General features: G+C 44.6%; 14 protein-coding genes. 4 read left to right on the top strand and 10 right to left on the bottom strand.

All coding sequences use genetic code 11. The features are described 5' to 3' along the window. Positions 1–638: 638 nt before the first annotated feature. A complete protein-coding gene (locus ACFQ21_RS29570) occupies positions 639–968 on the top strand; it encodes a hypothetical protein (protein ID WP_377586288.1) in 330 nt (109 codons plus the stop codon). A 105-nt stretch (positions 969–1,073) separates the two neighbouring features. Here ACFQ21_RS29570 and ACFQ21_RS29565 read toward each other — a convergent pair whose 3' ends face one another. Both ACFQ21_RS29565 and ACFQ21_RS29560 read right to left on the bottom strand, forming a co-directional pair. Continuing rightward, positions 1,074–1,613, bottom strand: coding sequence for a transposase (locus tag ACFQ21_RS29565; RefSeq protein WP_377586286.1), 540 nt, complete (start codon positions 1,611–1,613; stop codon positions 1,074–1,076). 82 nt (positions 1,614–1,695) lie between these two features. Next, positions 1,696–2,448, bottom strand: coding sequence for an NUDIX hydrolase (locus ACFQ21_RS29560; RefSeq protein WP_377586284.1), 753 nt, complete (start codon positions 2,446–2,448; stop codon positions 1,696–1,698). Positions 2,449–2,582: 134 nt separating this feature from the next. Here ACFQ21_RS29560 and ACFQ21_RS29555 point away from each other — a divergent pair, with 134 nt between their 5' ends. Further along, positions 2,583–4,463: a glycoside hydrolase family 3 protein gene (locus ACFQ21_RS29555; protein WP_377586282.1), complete on the top strand. Its 1,881-nt coding sequence runs from the start codon at positions 2,583–2,585 to the stop codon at positions 4,461–4,463. 153 nt (positions 4,464–4,616) lie between these two features. Then, the gene (locus ACFQ21_RS29550; RefSeq protein ID WP_377586280.1) at positions 4,617–6,284 is read left to right on the top strand and encodes a carboxylesterase family protein; all 1,668 of its coding nucleotides are present in this window, start codon (positions 4,617–4,619) and stop codon (positions 6,282–6,284) included. A 240-nt stretch (positions 6,285–6,524) separates the two neighbouring features. Here the strand turns inward: ACFQ21_RS29550 and ACFQ21_RS29545 are convergent, their stop codons facing one another. Beyond that, the gene (locus ACFQ21_RS29545) at positions 6,525–8,279 is read right to left on the bottom strand and encodes a family 43 glycosylhydrolase (RefSeq protein ID WP_377586278.1); all 1,755 of its coding nucleotides are present in this window, start codon (positions 8,277–8,279) and stop codon (positions 6,525–6,527) included. A 94-nt stretch (positions 8,280–8,373) separates the two neighbouring features. Next, positions 8,374–10,968 carry a hypothetical protein gene (locus tag ACFQ21_RS29540; RefSeq protein WP_377586276.1) on the bottom strand — a complete coding sequence of 865 codons (2,595 nt, stop codon included), beginning with the start codon at positions 10,966–10,968 and terminating at the stop codon, positions 8,374–8,376. 126 nt (positions 10,969–11,094) lie between these two features. On the opposite strand from ACFQ21_RS29540, the gene ACFQ21_RS29535 reads away from it, so the two are divergent. After that, positions 11,095–12,540, top strand: coding sequence for a hypothetical protein (locus ACFQ21_RS29535; protein WP_377586274.1), 1,446 nt, complete (start codon positions 11,095–11,097; stop codon positions 12,538–12,540). Between the two features lie 82 nt (positions 12,541–12,622). On the opposite strand, the gene ACFQ21_RS29530 is transcribed toward ACFQ21_RS29535, so the two are convergent. The 6 genes from ACFQ21_RS29530 to ACFQ21_RS29505 form a co-directional block, all read right to left on the bottom strand. Next, on the bottom strand, positions 12,623–13,030 hold the full coding sequence (locus ACFQ21_RS29530) for a response regulator (RefSeq protein WP_079690394.1): 408 nt from the start codon (positions 13,028–13,030) through the stop codon (positions 12,623–12,625). Positions 13,031–13,083: 53 nt separating this feature from the next. Then, positions 13,084–14,625 (bottom strand): L-piperidine-6-carboxylate dehydrogenase, encoded by a 1,542-nt coding sequence (amaB, locus tag ACFQ21_RS29525; protein ID WP_377586272.1) that lies wholly within the window; start codon positions 14,623–14,625, stop codon positions 13,084–13,086. Between the two features lie 156 nt (positions 14,626–14,781). Then, positions 14,782–16,215: a S1C family serine protease gene (locus ACFQ21_RS29520; protein ID WP_377586270.1), complete on the bottom strand. Its 1,434-nt coding sequence runs from the start codon at positions 16,213–16,215 to the stop codon at positions 14,782–14,784. A 271-nt stretch (positions 16,216–16,486) separates the two neighbouring features. Continuing rightward, positions 16,487–16,927 (bottom strand): Hsp20/alpha crystallin family protein, encoded by a 441-nt coding sequence (locus tag ACFQ21_RS29515; protein ID WP_377586268.1) that lies wholly within the window; start codon positions 16,925–16,927, stop codon positions 16,487–16,489. 168 nt (positions 16,928–17,095) lie between these two features. Further along, positions 17,096–17,524 (bottom strand): YHS domain-containing (seleno)protein, encoded by a 429-nt coding sequence (locus tag ACFQ21_RS29510; RefSeq protein WP_377586266.1) that lies wholly within the window; start codon positions 17,522–17,524, stop codon positions 17,096–17,098. A gap of 146 nt (positions 17,525–17,670) precedes the next feature. Further along, positions 17,671–18,351, bottom strand: coding sequence for an SGNH/GDSL hydrolase family protein (locus ACFQ21_RS29505; RefSeq protein WP_377586264.1), 681 nt, complete (start codon positions 18,349–18,351; stop codon positions 17,671–17,673). Positions 18,352–18,367: the final 16 nt, after the last annotated feature.

Here is an 18,367-nt window from a genome sequence, read left to right as displayed (position 1 = left end):
TAAGAAGTTGCTGGCTGCAGGCTACCGGCTGCTGGAAAATTCTCGTTGGGGCTTGGGATACTTTATGGCTGCGAGCTTTGAGTTGTGAGCTGCGAATTAGAAGTAAGACCCAGAAGTAAGAAATAAGACGTAAGAAGGACGGCTTCTGGTTGTGGACGGGAGACGCAAGAAGTTAATATCGATATCCTTGTGTCGCCTGTGAGATGGCAGGGGAGTATATATTTACTTTAGATTTAACAGATGACGAAAGTCACCCAAATAGTCACATTAAAATTATATAGTTCTTACTCATTTTACCGAATAGCAAAAACTTCAACCTATAGCAATCTACTAGCAGCTAGCGGCTTCCAACAACATTGTCCCAAAGCCTCCCCAAAACACAACGGTATATCTACACGAAATGCTCTTCCTTTCACACACACGTTTTCGCTTGTCGGGTGTAATAAAATGTAAAAAGTTTTGTTGCTCGCAGTAAACCTTCGGTGTTTTCTTTGCGTATGGTTAAGTGTAGGGATTTTTTAACCGATGTTACGAACATATAAATATATACCTGCACAAAAGGTTGTATCGAAGTTATACATAGCACCCATACAATCTTTTAAACTTAAACGCTGTGTACAACTTTATTACTAAGAACAATGAACTGGACAACATTATATATCTCCGGAAGATCGGACTTCAGAAATGAAGTTCTGCGAAAGCTGGAACATTCCCGTATCAGCTTTATGCCAGGTTATACAGGGGGAGGTTCTGACACGCGCGATATGCATGACATGTACTGGATCGATGACGAAACCGACCTTCGAGAATTGAAGGAAGCAATCGGTAGCAAATTGATCTGGAAGTACAGACTGCGGTTTTATATCACGCTGGAAGACTTTATCGAGTCAAGAACGGCAAAAGACAAGGATAAATTTACTCCGGAAGAAATTGAACTCATCAACTACATGCACGAGCACGAAGTGTAAGGTCGTCTTTAAAAAGTGACTTTGCACTTCTTTTCTCTATCTCATCAAATTCCCCAAAAAAACATCTGTTGCAACATATCTTCCCTCCTTCTGCAACAGGAACTCTCACACCAGAACGCTTTCTTCCCGAAGATCCAACAGGCGAGTGGCCAATAGCCGGTTGCAAAGTTTGCCATCGCGTATGCCGGCATAATCTGCAAAAGAACTGAACGGCCAGTCTTCCAGCTTTTCCACCAAACGCGTACGCACCGGACTTTGATGTATATACCGGAATGCGATGGCGGCATGCTCACGGTCATCCGATACGCAAACTGCTTTTGTACGTTGCAGAAAAAGTCCTACGGCTCTTCCCTCCTGCTCACTAACCGTGTGCGTATACGAACTCAATAATTGACGCATCGCCTGCGAAAATTGCTGGCGTCTAAAACCAGTTTCTTCCGTTACCTGCACGGAGGTTTCATTGGCATGAACAAGAAAATGAAAATGCGTTGGCATTAAACACCACGCCAGTATATCTGCCTGTGGTTTGAGGTAAAGACGCGCATTTTTCAGAAAGAGTCGGTAATCTTCTGAAGAGAAGAAAATACGTTCACGACTGTTTCCGCGATTATATACATGGTAAATGCTTCCTGCTGTTAGCTGCATGTAACGGTGATTTATAAAGCAAACGGTTCAAATATAGTAAATGCCTGATAGCATACTATACCGGATTTTTCCCGTCTATACTTCAGAAGCCGAGTTTGAGACCTTGCTTCATGGCGCGTTCGTATTTCTTTTTATCGAACCGATACAGAAAGGGAGCTTTGTGTGCGCCCCCGGTCTTGCGTTCCTTGAGTCGTTCGAGGATACCGAGACTCAACATTTTTTTTTGAAAATTTCTGCGATCGAGTCGTTTGTCAAGAATGGTTTCGTAGAGTCGCTGCAGTTCGGGCATGGTAAATTTCTCCTGCAGTAAATTATACCCTACCGGGTGATCGTTGAGACTCAGGCGCAATTTCTCAAGCGCTTTCTCTACCATTTCATTATGATCGTAGATCAGGGCCGGCACTTTATGCAGATCCCACCAGTGGCAGGCATCGCTCAGCCAGTCGGGGATCGGGTTTACTTTCGAGAACTCCACCAGTGCATAATAACCGATAGAAACAAAACGGTCGTGCATCCAGCTCTTCTTGCTATCAGGTATACCTTTCAGTTTTTTACCACGTTCGCGATCCGGTGCACCAAAGGTATGGAACTGTTGCAGGTATATATTATTCAGTGCAGTACGCTCCTGTAAAGTTCGCACGGCAGAGTCATCCACCGACTCATCCCATTTTACAAATCCACCCGGTAAACACCAGCGTCCATCCTTCCAGCGCAACAGCAACACCTTTAGCTGGTCTTCATGAAATCCAAAGATTACGCAATCCACTGACACCCGGGGCATATAGGTTTTATCACCTTTCAGCAAAAAATCCCGCAACTGTTTTTCCCTATCCATATCGTTCAAATATCGCGATTGGACGCGGATTTTTACAGGATACTATAAAAATGTTTCTACACCTATCATTGCGTATTGATAACACAATGAATATTACTTATCATTGTGTATACACAACACAATAACCAGACTCTATGATCAAACCAGTTAAATTACTATACGGCTCGGTGATCGCCCTGGCCGCATTATCGTCCTGCTCGGATAATACTCCCTATCGTGATCTCAATAAAAATGGCAAACGCGATGTATATGAGGATTCACGCGAGCCCATCGACAAACGCATCGATGACTTGTTGAAACAAATGACGCTTGAAGAAAAAGCAGGTATGCTCTTTATCAACGGAACGCGCATCAACAGCGATGGCTCTATTGATGATAAACCCGGTGAAGGTATGTTCGCCTTCGCGCCTGTAGCGAGCAAGCTGATGACGGAGAAGTACATGACGCACTTTAATGTGTGGGCTGTACCACCTAAAAAAGTTCTGGCAACATGGTATAACAACCTGCAGAAATTTGCAGAAGAGAAAACAAGACTTGGTATACCCCTGACGATAGCGTCTGATCCGCGCAATGCCTTTAGCAATAATATATTTTCCATGACGGCCAATGATTTTTCGCAGTGGCCAGAGCCTTTAGGCTTTGCTGCTATAGGTGATGAAAAATTAATGGAGCAGCATGCCGATGTAGCACGCCAGGAATATATAGCGGCAGGTATACGCGAAGCTTTACACCCCATGGCTGACCTTGCTACAGAACCGCGTTGGCCTCGGATCAGCGGTACATTTGGTGAAGATGCCAGGCTGTCGGCTAAATTAGTGAAGGCCTATATCAAAGGCTTTCAAGGTGACAAGCTTGATTCGAACAGTGTGGCGTGTATGACCAAACACTTTTCAGGAGGCGGCCCGCAGAAGGAAGGACTCGATCCACATTTCGAGTTTCAAAAAGGACAGGTATATCCCGGCAAGAATTTTAGCTATCACCTGATTCCGTTCGAGGCTGCATTCGAAGCACACACCGCTGCGATCATGCCTTACTATGGTATACCGACTGATCAGACCAGCGAGAACGTTGCATTCTCTTTCAATAAAGATATAATTACCGGACTGCTTCGTGATAAGTATAAATATGATGGTGTGGTATGTACCGACTGGGGTTTAATTACGGATGCCAAGATGGGCGATGTAGTATGGCCTGCACGTGCATGGGGCGTTGAGAATCTCTCGGAAGAAGATCGCGTACTCAAAGTATTGAATGCCGGTGTTGACCAGTTTGGTGGAGAAGATTGTGCTCATCACGTTGTGAAACTGGTAAAGGATGGGAAACTCACCGAAGAACGTATCGATCAATCCGTACGAAGATTACTTCGTCAGAAGTTTGAGCTTGGCTTATTCGAGAACCCTTATGTAAATGTAGACGAAGCTGTAGCTACCATTGGTAAAGATGAATTTATGAAAGCCGGTGAAGCAGCACAACGCAGAGCGATCACACTATTAAAGAATGATAAGGTAAAAGATAAAACTGTATTGCCGCTGGAGTCTGGTAAGCTCAAACTATATATCAAGAATATAAATGCTACGGTAGCAGCACAGTATGGCGAAGTGGTTGCCAAACCGGAGCAGGCAGATATAGCGATTGTTCGTCTGAATACTCCCTGGTACCCGGTTGAGACCAAGAACTTTTTTGCAAGAGGTTTTCACCATGGTGATCTTGATTTTAAAGGAACACAAAAGGATAGCATTCTCATGTTGTTAAAGACAATACCAACTATTGTTGATATCTATATAGACAGACCCGCAGTAATTCCGGAGATCAATGAAAACGCAAAAGGCCTACTGGCTGACTTCGGTGCGAGTGACGCTGCGGTGCTGGATGTTATTTTCGGTAAAGCGAAACCGGAAGGCAAACTGCCTATAGAACTCCCATCATCGATGGAAGCCGTTCGCAACCAGCAGGAAGATGTTCCGTACGATTCGAAAGAGCCGCTATATAAGTTCGGCCACGGACTTTCATATTGATTGAGACTTTTTTCATCTTACAGGTTATCAGGGCCCGGGTGATTCCGGGCCTTGCTTTTGGTATGCATCTTTCTAATAAAAAATCATTTGATAGTGGTGCTATAAATGTGTTACATTGAAATTACAATCAACTCCCATAAATCAATTGACCGAATGAAAACCATACGCTTAATTTTACTGCTCGTGCTGGCAACAGCAATGACAGCAACCGCACAAAAACTGAAAAGTGGTCCGCAGGTAGTAACATTCTTCTCGGATGTTGACGACACCGAGCAACCTTACGGACTATATCTCCCGAAGAACTACGATGAGAAGAAAAAATATCCACTGGTGATCATGCTGCATGGTGCCGGCTCGAATCACCGCCTCTCTTTACGCAGGGTGTTTGGAAAGAGTAATGCCAATGGTGAAACTGACGTAGAAGCTACACGCATTTTTCCGGAGTGGAAAGATGTAGAGTATATCGTTGCTTCTCCGTATGCACGCGGCACCATGGGCTACCAGGGTGTGGCCGAGAAAGATGTAATGGATGTACTGGCAGATGTAAAGAGCCGCTTCTCGATCGATGAAGATCGTATATACCTCACCGGACTTTCCATGGGTGGTGGCGGAACGTTGTGGATCGGATTAACGCGTCCGGATATATGGGCTGCGCTATTCCCGGTATGCCCGGCTCCTCCTAAAGGAACCGATGATCTTATTCCCAACGCACTGAATTTACCGATGTTCTTCCATCATGGTGATCAGGATCAGGCGGTGCCTGTTTCTGTTTCACGCGATTGGACAAAGCGTTTGAAAGATGTTGGTGTTAATGTGTCCTATACCGAGTATCCTGGTGTGAACCATAACAGCTGGGAGAATGCCTATAAAGATGAAGCTGCTTTTGAATGGTTCAGTAAATTCAAGCGTAACAAATTTCCGGATCGCGTTCTTTTCAATTCCAGGAACTATAAATATAGCAGTGCCTACTGGGTTCGTTTCGATCAGTTAACGCCCGGCACACTGGCTACGATCGATGCTAAATTTACAGCGCCGAATCAATTGGATATTACTGCGAGCAACCTCGGTGCATTTACCCTGCAACTGAAAGGTCATCCGAAATTCGATGCTTCAAAACCACTGCAGGTTACCGTCAACGGCAAGAAAGTAAAGACCGCTACCGCTGAGTCGATTTCATTTGCAGAAGCACAAGGCAAGTGGGCTACGGGTAAATATGAACCTGCTGCTACAGCGAAACGTACCGGTGCTGAAGGACCAATCGGTGCCGCCTTCTCACAACGGCACGTCTATGTGTACGGCACCGGAGGAAATCCTTCTGAAGCCGAATTGAAAGCGCGCGCAGAAGTAGCTACACAGGCTGCGAACTGGTCGTTCTATCGCAATGCATTCCTCGGCAGAATTATGGTATTCCCAAGAGTATTGTCAGATAAAGAAGTAAGACCGAGCGATCTTGAAAGCTCCAACCTGATTTTGTTCGGAACAAAAGAAACCAATTCGCTGGTTGCTAAATATAGTGACAAGCTACCGATACAACTGAACAACGCTTCTGCAAATGAATATGGCCTGCTCTACGTACTTCCGGTTGATGGACACTATATCATTGTAAGTTCAGGTTTACCGTGGTGGACTGGCGCACAACCGGGAGCATTACCATTCCTGCCTCCCGCGCTGCTGGCACTAAACCAGTTTAAAGACTATATATTATTCAAAGGCACCACAGCATCGGTAATATCCGAAGGCTATTTTGATCAGAACTGGAAACTATCGCCCGAAGCGAACAAAGCGATGACGGCTACGGGAGCAGTTGTTTTTACTAAATAAAATCATGTTAGGCGAAGCCTCGAGCTACTAGTTGCTAGTTTGAGTCGACTTAAGTAAACGAGCGCGTTGCCTGGGTTAGAATACAGAAGTAAGAAGATTTATAGTTTGCCTGGAGCAAACTGAGAGGAGTATAAACGCAAGTATACCTTTATCTCCACCTGCAGCTAGCGGCCAGTAGCCAGCAACTCTTCTTACTTCTGGCTTCTTACTTCTATTTTCTCGCTGCGCAAAGCTCAACTGCTATTTCACCAAGACTGCTTCGCTCACCGAAGACACTCCATTTTCATTAAACACTTCGATCGCAAAGTAATAGCTTACGCCTTTCGTCAGCGCTCTCACTTCGAGGGATTCGGGTTGATCAGCGAAGACCTGGTAGGTTTGATATAGTTTATCTTTGGCTATTCCCCAGAGTATATTGTAGCCTGTTGCTCCCGGCACTTTCTGCCATTTTACAAAGGCGTTGCGCGGATCGGTGTCGCGGACTGCACTGAATTTAGCAGGTGTCTTCGGGGCTTTACCATTGCCTTTTCCGAATACGCGTATATCGCTGATCGCGAGGTTGGGCGCGGCCACATAGATATGTTCGTATTTGATATAGCGTGCTTTTACGGGTTGAGACAACTCGAGGTATGCATTGGGACGGTCACGTTTTTCATTGCTCAGGTCAAATTCTTTTTTCCATTGTTTGCCGTCTGTTGAAGTATATATTCTGAACTGGGTATATATCTTCGGATCAAAACCATCGTAGATGTTTGATTTATAGTCGGTGAAATTTACTTGCACCGCATGTATAGTTTGTACGTGCTGTAAATCGATCGTAACGCTTTCTCCTTCTTTATTTTGTTTCGCTACCCAGAATGTGCGCGGGTTCTCATCGGTAATGTTGGCTACTTTAAAAGTGTCCAATACCGATGATGCCGTGGCAGGCTTTTTATAGGATAGCAACATCCAGCCGGTGAAGAGTTCATCTTTGCTCTGCCATTTTTTAGTAGGTAAATAATGGGGCAGATCGCCAAAACGCGTGTTGGCAAACATCTGTCCGTCTTTGTCGAAGCCGGTCGGGAACATCGCGATGCGTCTTTCAAAATTCCAGTTCACAGCAATCCATGGTGTGCCGGTATTCCAAAAGTTGCCATAGTTGTCCTGAAACGTGTTGCCGTGTCCGGCACCCGTAACAAAGCCACCGGGTTTATATGATATAGGGTTGTAGGGTGCATAGGTAAAAGGCCCCAGCGGATGGTCAGCTATATATGTGCCGTTGGCATATACATTATACTCAGTGCCGGGGGCTCCATATTGGAGATAGTATTTACCGTTGTGCTTCGTCATCCAGGCACCTTCGGTAAACGGAGTTATAGTTGAGCGGTGATCGCGACCGAAGCGCTCCCATCCATGTTCTTCCGGATGCAGGTATATCAGTTCTTTATAGTCGCCTTTATATTTGAGACGAAGGTTTTTATCGAGTTCACTTCCGTAGATCGGATTTACATTGGAAGATCCCCAGTACATATACCACTTGTCCAATTCCTCATCGTAGAAAAGCGCAGGGTCCCACGGACCTACATCTTTCGGTAAACGCGGCAGCCAGCGGTTGTAGAAATATAGTTTGCCGTTTTCCGGTGTAGTGGTGAATAATATAGGGCGCTGCTCAAATGTTGACTGGAACAAATAAAGTGTGTCACGAACGGAGATGGCAGCCGGGGCACACATATCTTCCATCGGCCACTTGTCCGGAACGATATAATTCCAGTTCACTAAATCTTTGGAATGCCAGTAACCTCCGGAAATTGTTACGAACAAATAATACTCGCCTTTATGATTCACAATAACGGGGTCAGCCCCGGAGCGATACGATATACTATCGTTGAGTTGCTCGTAGTTGTACCGATAGTTTATATCCATCGGGTTGCAGTACGTCTTTTGTGTTGCGGGCTGTGCTTTTATCCCATACGCACAGGCAACCATTACGAGCATGAAACTATATTTCATCATCATTCAATCGGGTTAAAAACGGATGCAGAGTTGAGCGAAAAAATCCGAACGGAAAATCTAAATTACTAAAAAAGCTATTGAACCGTTTTACCGGTTATTACTTGTGATCAGAGCAATAGATTTTCTCGTAATCATCCTGCTCATAAATTTCCTTGCGCAAAAATTTACCCTCGTGATTATAATAGATCACAACAAAAACAGAAGCTTCCTCCACATGCTTCTCGGTAAAATACATTGGCTTTTCGGGAGAGCCTACGTTAACAATGTCGCTGAAGTTTAACGGGATGATCATTCCTTTTGTATTGTGTATCACACCGTAAGCATTGTCTTGCTGCACAATGGCAAGCCGTTCATTTGCCTTGTCCAATATCAGTTTCATATTCCTGATCCTGTCGAGCTGTGTCTTTTTTGTTTTCAGATTGTACAGCATCCACATGAAATTTTTCTTTACCCAGGCGAGCGTATCATTCCAGGGCTGTACTTCAGCAAATTCAAAATTACTCAGCGGCTTGTTGTCCCATCCTATAAAACCATAAGAGCCATTCTTCAGCGCAACGAGTATGCGTTCATTATATAGCGACAAATTTTTACCATACTCGGGCTTGATCAGTTTTTTTCGTTGAACATCGTATAGTCCAAACTTTTTTGCTTTCAGCAACGATACCGTTCCATGACTCTCCATACCAATGGCATCATACTCTACGAGTAGCAGTAATTTTCCATCAGCAGCAACCAGGCCTTTCTTATCGCGCTTGATAACTACAAATATATTTTTACCGGCATGGTGGATGCGATCATATACTACTGCGAAAAGTTTTTGTCCTGCGTGATTGTATAAAATCCTTTTGTCAGCGTGATCGAGTATAAAAAACGCAGACGAATCCTGTGCCGGAACAAATTCTATTCTCGCGAGTCCTTTTACTTTCAGCAGCGTTTTTCCCTCGGTGCTCTGTATAAATGTGCTGTCGTTTCGTATACCAACGGCAAACGTACCGGCAAAGAAAACAGAGTCGTACGTGGCGCGAGCTGTAAGGTGTTGCAACGGTATGAGTAGACGCCATTTGTTCTGCGTGCGTGCCGCTGCCCATGGTTTGCTTACAAGCACTGTATCATACGGCTCAGTATATTCACCCTGCGCATTATAGATCATCCATTGATTTTCTATACGAGCCTGCGCACCAAAGAATGCAGGCAGCAGCCGCTGTTCCCGGAAGGGTATATATACATTGAGTTGCTGATCGAACACGCCTTCAAATTTTCCGGCTCGTGCCCAGATGCGTCCGTTGGGCCAGGGCTTCACCTCCTCAAAGGCATCTTTTAATCGCGGTGACTCCTGGTTGGCAATGGCAGATATAGTCTCCGTTGTAGCCAGCCAGAATTGTTTGTTACGCTGAAAGATCAGTACATCACCGGTATAGGCTATGTTGTCCCATTCGAATGGAATGAGTTGCAAACCGGTTAGTGTACGAACCGACCACTTCCCATCTTTCTTTAGCGCAAGCAGCTTTCCATTCAGCACTTTTGCATCCTCTACACACGGATCGCCCGGGTTGAAGCCGGTCTTATGCATCACCTTTACGCAGTGCTGATTTTCAATGAGTAGAAAACCGGAGCCAAGATCATCAACGGAAGTAACTTCTCCTTTATATACCAGGGTTCCGTTGCGACTTACTACCCTGCCCGGCAACACCACTACATCTTCATCAATATTACCACAACGGTATTCATCGTTCAGTTCATCAACTTCCGGTGCAATGACATCGAAGCCGTTCTCGTCCATAAAACCATAGCCGTTCTTTTGCAGAAAGGGCACGAGATAATGGCGTGGCAATGAAGTATAAACACGGCTCGAATCGGCTCCGTTACCTTGCAACGGTTGGGCTGGTGGTTCTTCAACCTGCAGATAATACAAAATTTGTTCGGCACGCTCACGAAACATGCTCTGGGGGTACCGTTGTAAAAAATTACGGAAACTTTCAATCGTTCCCGAAGCTGTGGCTATCTCGAAAATATGTTGCTCGGCTTCCTTCCGGTGTGTAGTCTGCGGATGTACCCGCAAAAATATGTCATAACTCTCCAGTCGTTTGTCGCGGGTCTTTTCTTCGAAGAGTAATTTCTCATAGAGTGACCTCGCTTCTGCCACTTGGCTACCCTCCGGATACTTATATATATAGGCGGAGAATGCCTGATGCGTATGGATACTTTGCGCCTCCGCGAAGGCTGCTTTTTCACGAAGTTTCAATGCCTCAGAATGCTCGCGGGCCGAGGGAAATACATCTATAAAATACGCATAAGCAGCCTCAGTATTAAGTTGTTGCGCACGATGAAAAGCAGCACTGTCCACTTGCTCAAGAAGACGTATGATTATTATACTGTCTAGCGGAAAACGCTTCATTTTTTCACGCTGTTTGGACGTAAGCCTGCTGTAATCATGAAGCGAAGCGGTGGCATGCAGGTGTGCCGAGTCGATATGAAACTGCGGATTGGCCGGGGCAAAAAAGTAGCGGGCCATAACATAGTGCGCAGCTGCATTAGCACTGTCCTTCTCAAGAATTTTTTTTAATTGTTCATGTGCACGCACCCATTTTTGTTTCGACAGACTGCTCCATGCACTTCGCTCGGAAGAGAGCTGTGCTTTGAGGTATCCCGACAACAGCATGACAACGCATAGTATGGTAAATTTCCTGATCAAAGTCTTTCGGTGCTTCGTGTCGGGGTAAAACTACAAACTTCACGGTAAGATTTATTCTTGACAAAGCTTGTCAATATTGGAACATGTAATAAATTTTGTAAATTTTCAGGATGTTAACTGTCCGACATGGCGAAACTCAAGAACATTATTAAGCAATTATCCGAGAAAGACTTCAAGGCGATTCATGACTCTCTGATTGAGAGCAACGCTGAGAAATCAGCATACCTGCTGAAGTCACTCCGTGAACGACAACTTTCCGATAACAAAATTATGTCTGAGCTGGAAGTAAACGCGAACGCGTATTATACTTTACGCTCACGACTTAATCTTAAGATTGAAGAATACCTGATGGGACAATTGGAAAGTCCGCGTACAGATGTTCTCCGTAAAGTTGCCAACATTACCGAAGTACTCTTCACCAAAAAGAAAGCAATCTCTGTTGCCACTCTTAAAAAACTGGAGAAAGAACTTCTGGATTACGATCTCGCGAACGAGCTGACTATCATTTACAAGTCGCTCAAGAAACTCAACATCAACTCGCCCGATTACTTTCAGTACTCGCAATTGTATAACCGCCACGTGGCGTATATGCTGGCCGTTGATAAAGCCGAAGACCTGCTTGCCGATTACTTTAAAAAGTATGGCGACTATATGCTGAACGGAGGTGAAGTAGAGAAGCTGGGCCTAGGGTTGCTGATGAAAGAAATGCAGAATGTTGCCAAGCTATACGAATCGCACCGGTTGTATGTATACCAGAGCTGTATGTATATCTTCCACCGCCTGTTTGTAGAAGTGGATGACAACATGAACCAGGAAGGCGAATCGATCGAAGATATCTTTGATAAAGTACAGAAGATCTTCGAAAGCTATCACCTCGATTCGATTTACTACCACATTAACCTGGTGTTCGAATTCCTGAAACTCGAATACTACAATCACTATAAAGTATACCGCCAGGCTGAGAAGTATTACGAAGAAGTAAACGATGCCTGCGCCAACCTGATGGTGAATTATTCAACCTATACGTTTCCGGCTCAGTTCCTGTTGTCCAAATTGGACAGACACCTGCGCACCAATACCGAGGCTGAATTATACGCAGAGAACGAAAGTATATTTATAGACTACGAGATCGATACACTGGATGTACCCAAGCACATAGTATATACCGTGTACCGCGCGCTGTCATCATACTACGTAGGTAAATTTGATGAAGCGGCCCGCCTCATCAATGGCTTGCTTAACGATGTAAGTCTCAAGAAATATCCGTACGCACAGCTTGAGATCAAATCGTTGCTGGCACTTCAGTATACGCTGATGCGCGATGTTGAACTTTTCAACCAGCTCTCCAACAGTATCCAGCGCCAGATCCGTTTGTTCGGAAAAGACAGCTGCGAAAACATTCAGCTCTTCCTGAAGATCCTGAAGATATCTACCAGTGAAGCGAAGAAAGAGAAGGCCAAGAAGATCAACGCTGTGATTCCACGTCTTAACTCGTTGAATGTATCGTACTTTGCTCCTACCAAACTGGTGAAGCTTGACGATCGTTTTGTAAACCTGCTTACAGAAATATAGTAAGTAAAACACCCCATATAATGACAAAGCCCGCCATGTGCGGGCTTTTGTTTTTTTGGTGGAATTTATGAAGTCAGTTATACTATACTTCGAGCTTCACAATGCTCTCGTGCGAAAGCGGCTTGTTGAGGTATAGCTTTACGTTGTCGTATTTTTTAGAACGGTTAAAGTCCTGTGGATTGATAGAAGATGTAAGCATTACGATCTTGCATTTCTTCTTCGCTGTATTCGAAAGTTTTTCGAATTCATCGAGGAACTGGAACCCGTCCATCAGCGGCATGTCAATGTCGAGGAAAATCACATCCGGTAAAACCTGGTCCGCTACATCGAGCTTCTCCATGTTTTTCAAGAATTCAATAGCACTCTTAGCACCAGTATGCGTATAAATGTTCTCAGTCACAGAAGCCGCTTCAATCATCTTCTGATTAATGAGGTTGTCTATCTCATTATCATCAATGAGCATGACGGTACGATATTTTTTTCCTGCCATAGTTAGTTAATGCTTTATAAAAATACAGTATTGATACTTATTTGCAAAAGGCTCTAAATATCAAATTTGATTCCCTGAGCCAAAGGAAGGCTGTTTCCGAAATTTATGGTATTGGTTTGCCTGCGCATATACACTTTCCAGGCATCGGAACCTGATTCGCGACCACCACCAGTCTCTTTTTCACCACCAAACGCTCCACCAATCTCTGCTCCGGATGTGCCGATGTTTACATTGGCAATACCACAATCGGAGCCTTCGTGCGAAAGGAAGCGTTCCATGTCATACATGTTCGAGGTGATAATGGATGATGACAAACCTTGCTTCACTCCATTTTGTAATTCGATCGCTTCTTCAAGAGTTTTATACTTAATGAGATAAAGGATCGGTGCAAAAGTTTCCTGCTGCACAATGCTCAGGTCGTTTGTTACTTCAGCAACCGCTGGCTTTACATAGCATCCTGATTCGTATCCTTTTCCATCCAGCACACCACCGGCAATCACAAATGTACCTCCCTCTTTTTTGATCTTCTTCAGTGCATCTTCGTACGACTTCACTGCCTGCTTATCAATAAGAGGCCCAACATGATTTTGTGTATCGAGGGGGTTGCCTATATTTAATTGTGCATACGCTTTTGAAAGACGATTCTTCACTTCATCGTATACACTTTCCTGTACAATAAGTCTTCGTGTAGTTGTGCAGCGCTGGCCGGCAGTACCTACAGCTCCGAACAATGCACCGCGCACGGCTATATCCAGGTTGGCGTGTTCTGTTACAATGATAGCGTTATTGCCTCCGAGTTCAAGCAATGCCCTGCCTAAACGCTCGCTTACTGTACTGGCTACAGCTTTACCCATACGGGTTGAGCCGGTCGCTGAAACCAGGGGTATATTTTCGTCTTGTGCAAGCCACTGTCCTACGGTATAATCACCGTTAATCAGCGATGATACACCTTCAGGCACTTCATTTTTTTCAAACACTTGCTGTACAATGGTCTGACATGCTATACTACATAGCGGAGTTTTTTCAGATGGTTTCCAGATGCATACATCACCGCATACCCAGGCTAGCATCGAGTTCCATGACCATACCGCTACAGGAAAATTAAACGCGGATATAATGCCTACTATACCAATGGGGTGCCACTGCTCATACATCCGGTGATTGGGACGCTCAGAGTGCATGGTGAGTCCGTGTAACTGACGTGAAAGTCCTACAGCAAAATCACAGATGTCGATCATCTCCTGTACTTCACCCAGTCCTTCCTGGTATGACTTACCCATTTCGTACGACACCAGTTTACCCAGTGGTTCTTTATACTCACGCAGCGCTTCTCCGATCTGCCGCACTACTTCACCGCGTTTTGGTGCGGGCCACTTGCGCCATTCTTTAAATGCTGCCTTGGATTGTTCTACTACTGCATGAAATGATTTTTCATCTGTAGCATATACCGCTCCAATGAGTTTGCCATCAGCAGGTGAGTATGACTCAATAGCCTGTCCTGATGTTTTATACCATTTCTTTCCGGTGGATGTACCGAGGTTGTTCTTCTTCAATCCCAATGCATCCAATGCTTCTTTTATACCAAAGTTCTTCATTCGTAATTGTTATCGTGATGACCGGGGGAACACCTGGTCACATTCATGCAAGTATTTGCTGTAAACAAAACGTGCGTTGCTCATTCATCTTATGTGTCCACAAGATGAAGGCACAAAGCTAAAAAAGTAAATTGAAAATGACCTACACCGTTTTAATTACCACTCCATGCCATAGACGCCTTTCTCACCTCCGGGATAAAATCCTTCAATGAGGATGCCGCCTTTTTTAAAATCGAGAATCCGATTCAGATCTTCCACATTATCAACCGGCACTTTATCGATATAGGCAATGATAAAATTATTTTTGAGGCCGGCTTCTTTCCATTTACCTGCCGTTACATTTTTCGCGCGCACGCCACCTTCCAGTTGCAGTTCGTTCAGTTCTTTATAGGGAACATCTTCTACCGTAAGACCGGTGAGTTCATAACGAATTTCTTTTGTCTCAACCTCCACACTTCCGTTGTTGTTCTTGAGTTTCGCTTTTACTTCGTTGCGCTCACCTCCGCGCAGGTATGTGACTTTTATTTCTTTACCAGGCCGGTTGCGTGCTACCCACTCCTGCAATTCCGAAACTGAATTTACGGCGTGGCCATCTATACCTATAATAACATCGCCTATCAGTATACCGCTTTGCTCGGCCGCGCTCCCTTCATTTACACGATTTACCAATACGCCTTGGTTCACTTTCAGATTAAAGTCTTCCGCTACATTCGCGTTTACATCGGTAATTACAATTCCGAGCAAGCCGCGTTGTACTTGCCCGAACTCCAGCAGATCGTCCATTACTTTCTTTACCAAACTTACCGGTATAGCAAATGAATATCCCTGATAACTTCCGGAGGATGTAGCAATGGCTGTGTTCACGCCAATGAGTTCGCCATGCAGATTTACCAAGGCACCGCCACTGTTACCAGGGTTTACCGCAGCATCAGTCTGTATAAATGACTCTACCTGCAGATTGCTGCGATCGCGAAGTATACCAATGTTGCGCGCCTTGGCACTGACTATACCGGCTGTTACAGTAGAGTTAAGATCGAATGGATTACCCACGGCAAGCACCCACTCGCCCGGAGTAATTTTATCGGAATCGCCATAGCGAATAAAAGGTAGTGCGCGTCCGCGGATTTTGAGAAGAGCCAGATCGGTAGTAGGGTCTGCACCGACAAGCTTCGCATAGAAGCGTTGATTATTATTCATCACGATTTCGATACTGTTTGCATCTTCGATCACGTGATTGTTCGTAACGATATAGCCATCATCTGAAATAATAACACCGGAACCTGATGAGCGCACCGGTGCATCGAAGCGCTGTTGAAGCGGGTTGAGACTGAAGTCGCCCGGACCATACGATGTTTGAATATGTACTACGGCTGATGTTACCTGCTTTGCCGTAGCCAGAAAATCAAGTTCTTCCGGAACGCTATACGAAGTATCAGAAGAGTAATTGGTGAGTACGAGTTTCTGCCTGTCTTCGATCGACTGATACGAAGCATTTGAGACATCCAGAAAGCGAATGGTAAAAATAGAACCCACCACACCACCGGCACAGGCAGCAAACAATACGATAAGAACCAGAATTGATCTCTTCATAACCCCTCAGTTTTTAGTTCAACAGATATACACTCCGGAAAGTTGACGGCTTAAAGAAAGTTAACGTTTTCTTTTCGGGTATCACACAGATTGACAATGAAAGATATCGGATTTTCTATCGATACAAGTTTTGATACGACAAACTGTGCTATACCCTTTGCTACACCTGCTAAAAATTCAGACCTGCTGTCGCAACGGCTATAAAAAACAAAAGGCTCCCGGAAAAATCCGGAAGCCTGACCACCTAAACCTATACCCTATTCCCTATATCTTAGTTAACCTTGATGGTTGTTTTCAGTGTCTTCTTCTCATCCTTCGGTACGGTGATCTCCAGGATACCGTTTACATATTTTGCCGAGATGTTGTTGACATCTACATTTTCAGGCAGTGTAAACGAACGGCTGAAGTTACCGTACTGTGTTTCGATAGAATGGAAACTGTTGTCTTTTTTCTCTTTGGTAAACTTGCGCTCACCGCTGATCGTCAATAAGCTGTCGTTCAGGTCAAGTTTGAAATCATCCTTGTTCATACCGGGAACCGCTACATGGATCTCGAAAGCTTTTTCTGCTTCCACTATATCTACGCGGGGAACGAAACTGTAGGCAGAACCTCCTGAGCGACTAACTGATTCATTAAAGAATCGGTCGATCAGGTTACTGAAAGATGTTGGTACAAATTCATTCAGTGCGGAGTTATAACGTACGATGCTCATAGTATTTTGATTTTTAAGTTGTTTTAAATTCTTACGATGAGCCTATCTGTAAAAAATGTACCGATCTATTTTTAGCAAAAAAACAAGCCACAATGACTTGTTTTTCTCATTTTAAGCGCAAAAGAAAGACATTATGTCTTAATCAGAATGAAAAATTGACTTGAAGTACTACTCCGCTTCGATCTTCTTCCAGTTTACATCGGCCTTTTTAATGAGATTGGCGCGATCGGCCGACCAGGTTTTCTGAACATCGAGGTTGTAGTTCAGGTATAGTTTGCCATCTACTGTGCTCCAGGCCTCGGGTTGTGTAGGAGCTTTATAGCCGCGCGAAGTTCCGTAAGCACAGTAGCCACCATACTGCGGTGCGTATTGCTCCGGACTACTTTTAAAAAGATTGAGATTCTTCTCCGATGAAAAATACCAGGTAGCATCTTTCCACTTCGTGCTATATTTCGAATCCCCCTTTACCGGCTTTGCTTCTGTGAAATAGGCTACAGCATCGTAGCCGCTAATGGCACCATCTTTCGTTGTGTATACCTGTTGCGCAGATGCTATATATCCGGCAAGAAGGAGAAGAGAAAATAATGTGACTTTCATGATGTGATTTTTTCCGGTGAAGATCGCATCAGAATGTATCACGAAATGTCAGCTAACCGTCATACACACAACTTTCAAAAGGTATATTTCATGCAGGCCGGTATGTTGTTGAAACATACACACACGGCCCGCATAAGCTATAGTTGTTATTGAATAACCTTGATCGCTTTCCACATCTCTTCGGCTACAAACTGGTTGCCGCGGTCGTTGAGGTGTACACGGTCTGAGGTGAGTACACCAGACTCTTTATTCTCTTTGTTATAAGCCTTGTTATAGTCCAGGAAAGCCGTGCGTAAATCAACCAGGGCAAGATTATTCTTTTTGGCGATGTTGCGAATCATGTTGCTATATAAATTCAGATCGCCATCAAGCTCGTTGCTGAAGTCGGTGCGTTCGCCAATCACAGCAGGAGTAGCCAGAATCACCCTGGCACCCTGTGCCTGTATCTTTTTGATCAGTGCATTATAGAAACCTTCAAACTTGTTGGCATCGGTGCCCGTGCCGTAAGAGCGCTTGTGCCATACATCGTTCACGCCTATATATATAATTACCACATCCGGTTTCTTGCTTAACACATCATCCTCCAGGCGCAGATATAGGTCGTATACTTTGTTACCGCCAATACCGGCACCCACAAATTCGTAGTTGCCAGCCACGCCATCTTTAGCAGCCAGCTCGCCAACGCGCGTTATATAGCCGGTGGGTTTAACACCTGCTTCGGTAATGGAGTCACCAAAAAATATAATCTTCTTCTTCTTTTGCACCGGCATAAACGAGCTGAGCGTAAAGAATGCCATAACGATAATGAAGGTTGTAGTATGTCTCATGGTATTAATGTTATCG

It is taken from the genome of Ohtaekwangia kribbensis, assembly GCF_042676245.1.
Lineage (GTDB): Bacteria > Bacteroidota > Bacteroidia > Cytophagales > Cyclobacteriaceae > Ohtaekwangia > Ohtaekwangia kribbensis.
This window is presented reverse-complemented; position numbering and strand designations above follow the sequence as displayed.

Coding starts and splice junctions, on each gene's coding strand:
- ACFQ21_RS29555 (WP_377586282.1), top strand. CDS start 2,583: ATGATCAAACCAGTTAAATTACTATACGGCTCGGTGATCGCCCTGGCC.
- amaB (WP_377586272.1), bottom strand. CDS start 14,625: ATGAAGAACTTTGGTATAAAAGAAGCATTGGATGCATTGGGATTGAAG.
- ACFQ21_RS29550 (WP_377586280.1), top strand. CDS start 4,617: ATGAAAACCATACGCTTAATTTTACTGCTCGTGCTGGCAACAGCAATG.
- ACFQ21_RS29570 (WP_377586288.1), top strand. CDS start 639: ATGAACTGGACAACATTATATATCTCCGGAAGATCGGACTTCAGAAAT.
- ACFQ21_RS29520 (WP_377586270.1), bottom strand. CDS start 16,215: ATGAAGAGATCAATTCTGGTTCTTATCGTATTGTTTGCTGCCTGTGCC.
- ACFQ21_RS29510 (WP_377586266.1), bottom strand. CDS start 17,524: ATGAAAGTCACATTATTTTCTCTTCTCCTTCTTGCCGGATATATAGCA.
- ACFQ21_RS29515 (WP_377586268.1), bottom strand. CDS start 16,927: ATGAGCATCGTACGTTATAACTCCGCACTGAATGAATTTGTACCAACA.
- ACFQ21_RS29565 (WP_377586286.1), bottom strand. CDS start 1,613: ATGCAGCTAACAGCAGGAAGCATTTACCATGTATATAATCGCGGAAAC.
- ACFQ21_RS29560 (WP_377586284.1), bottom strand. CDS start 2,448: ATGGATAGGGAAAAACAGTTGCGGGATTTTTTGCTGAAAGGTGATAAA.
- ACFQ21_RS29545 (WP_377586278.1), bottom strand. CDS start 8,279: ATGATGATGAAATATAGTTTCATGCTCGTAATGGTTGCCTGTGCGTAT.
- ACFQ21_RS29535 (WP_377586274.1), top strand. CDS start 11,095: ATGGCGAAACTCAAGAACATTATTAAGCAATTATCCGAGAAAGACTTC.
- ACFQ21_RS29530 (WP_079690394.1), bottom strand. CDS start 13,030: ATGGCAGGAAAAAAATATCGTACCGTCATGCTCATTGATGATAATGAG.
- ACFQ21_RS29505 (WP_377586264.1), bottom strand. CDS start 18,351: ATGAGACATACTACAACCTTCATTATCGTTATGGCATTCTTTACGCTC.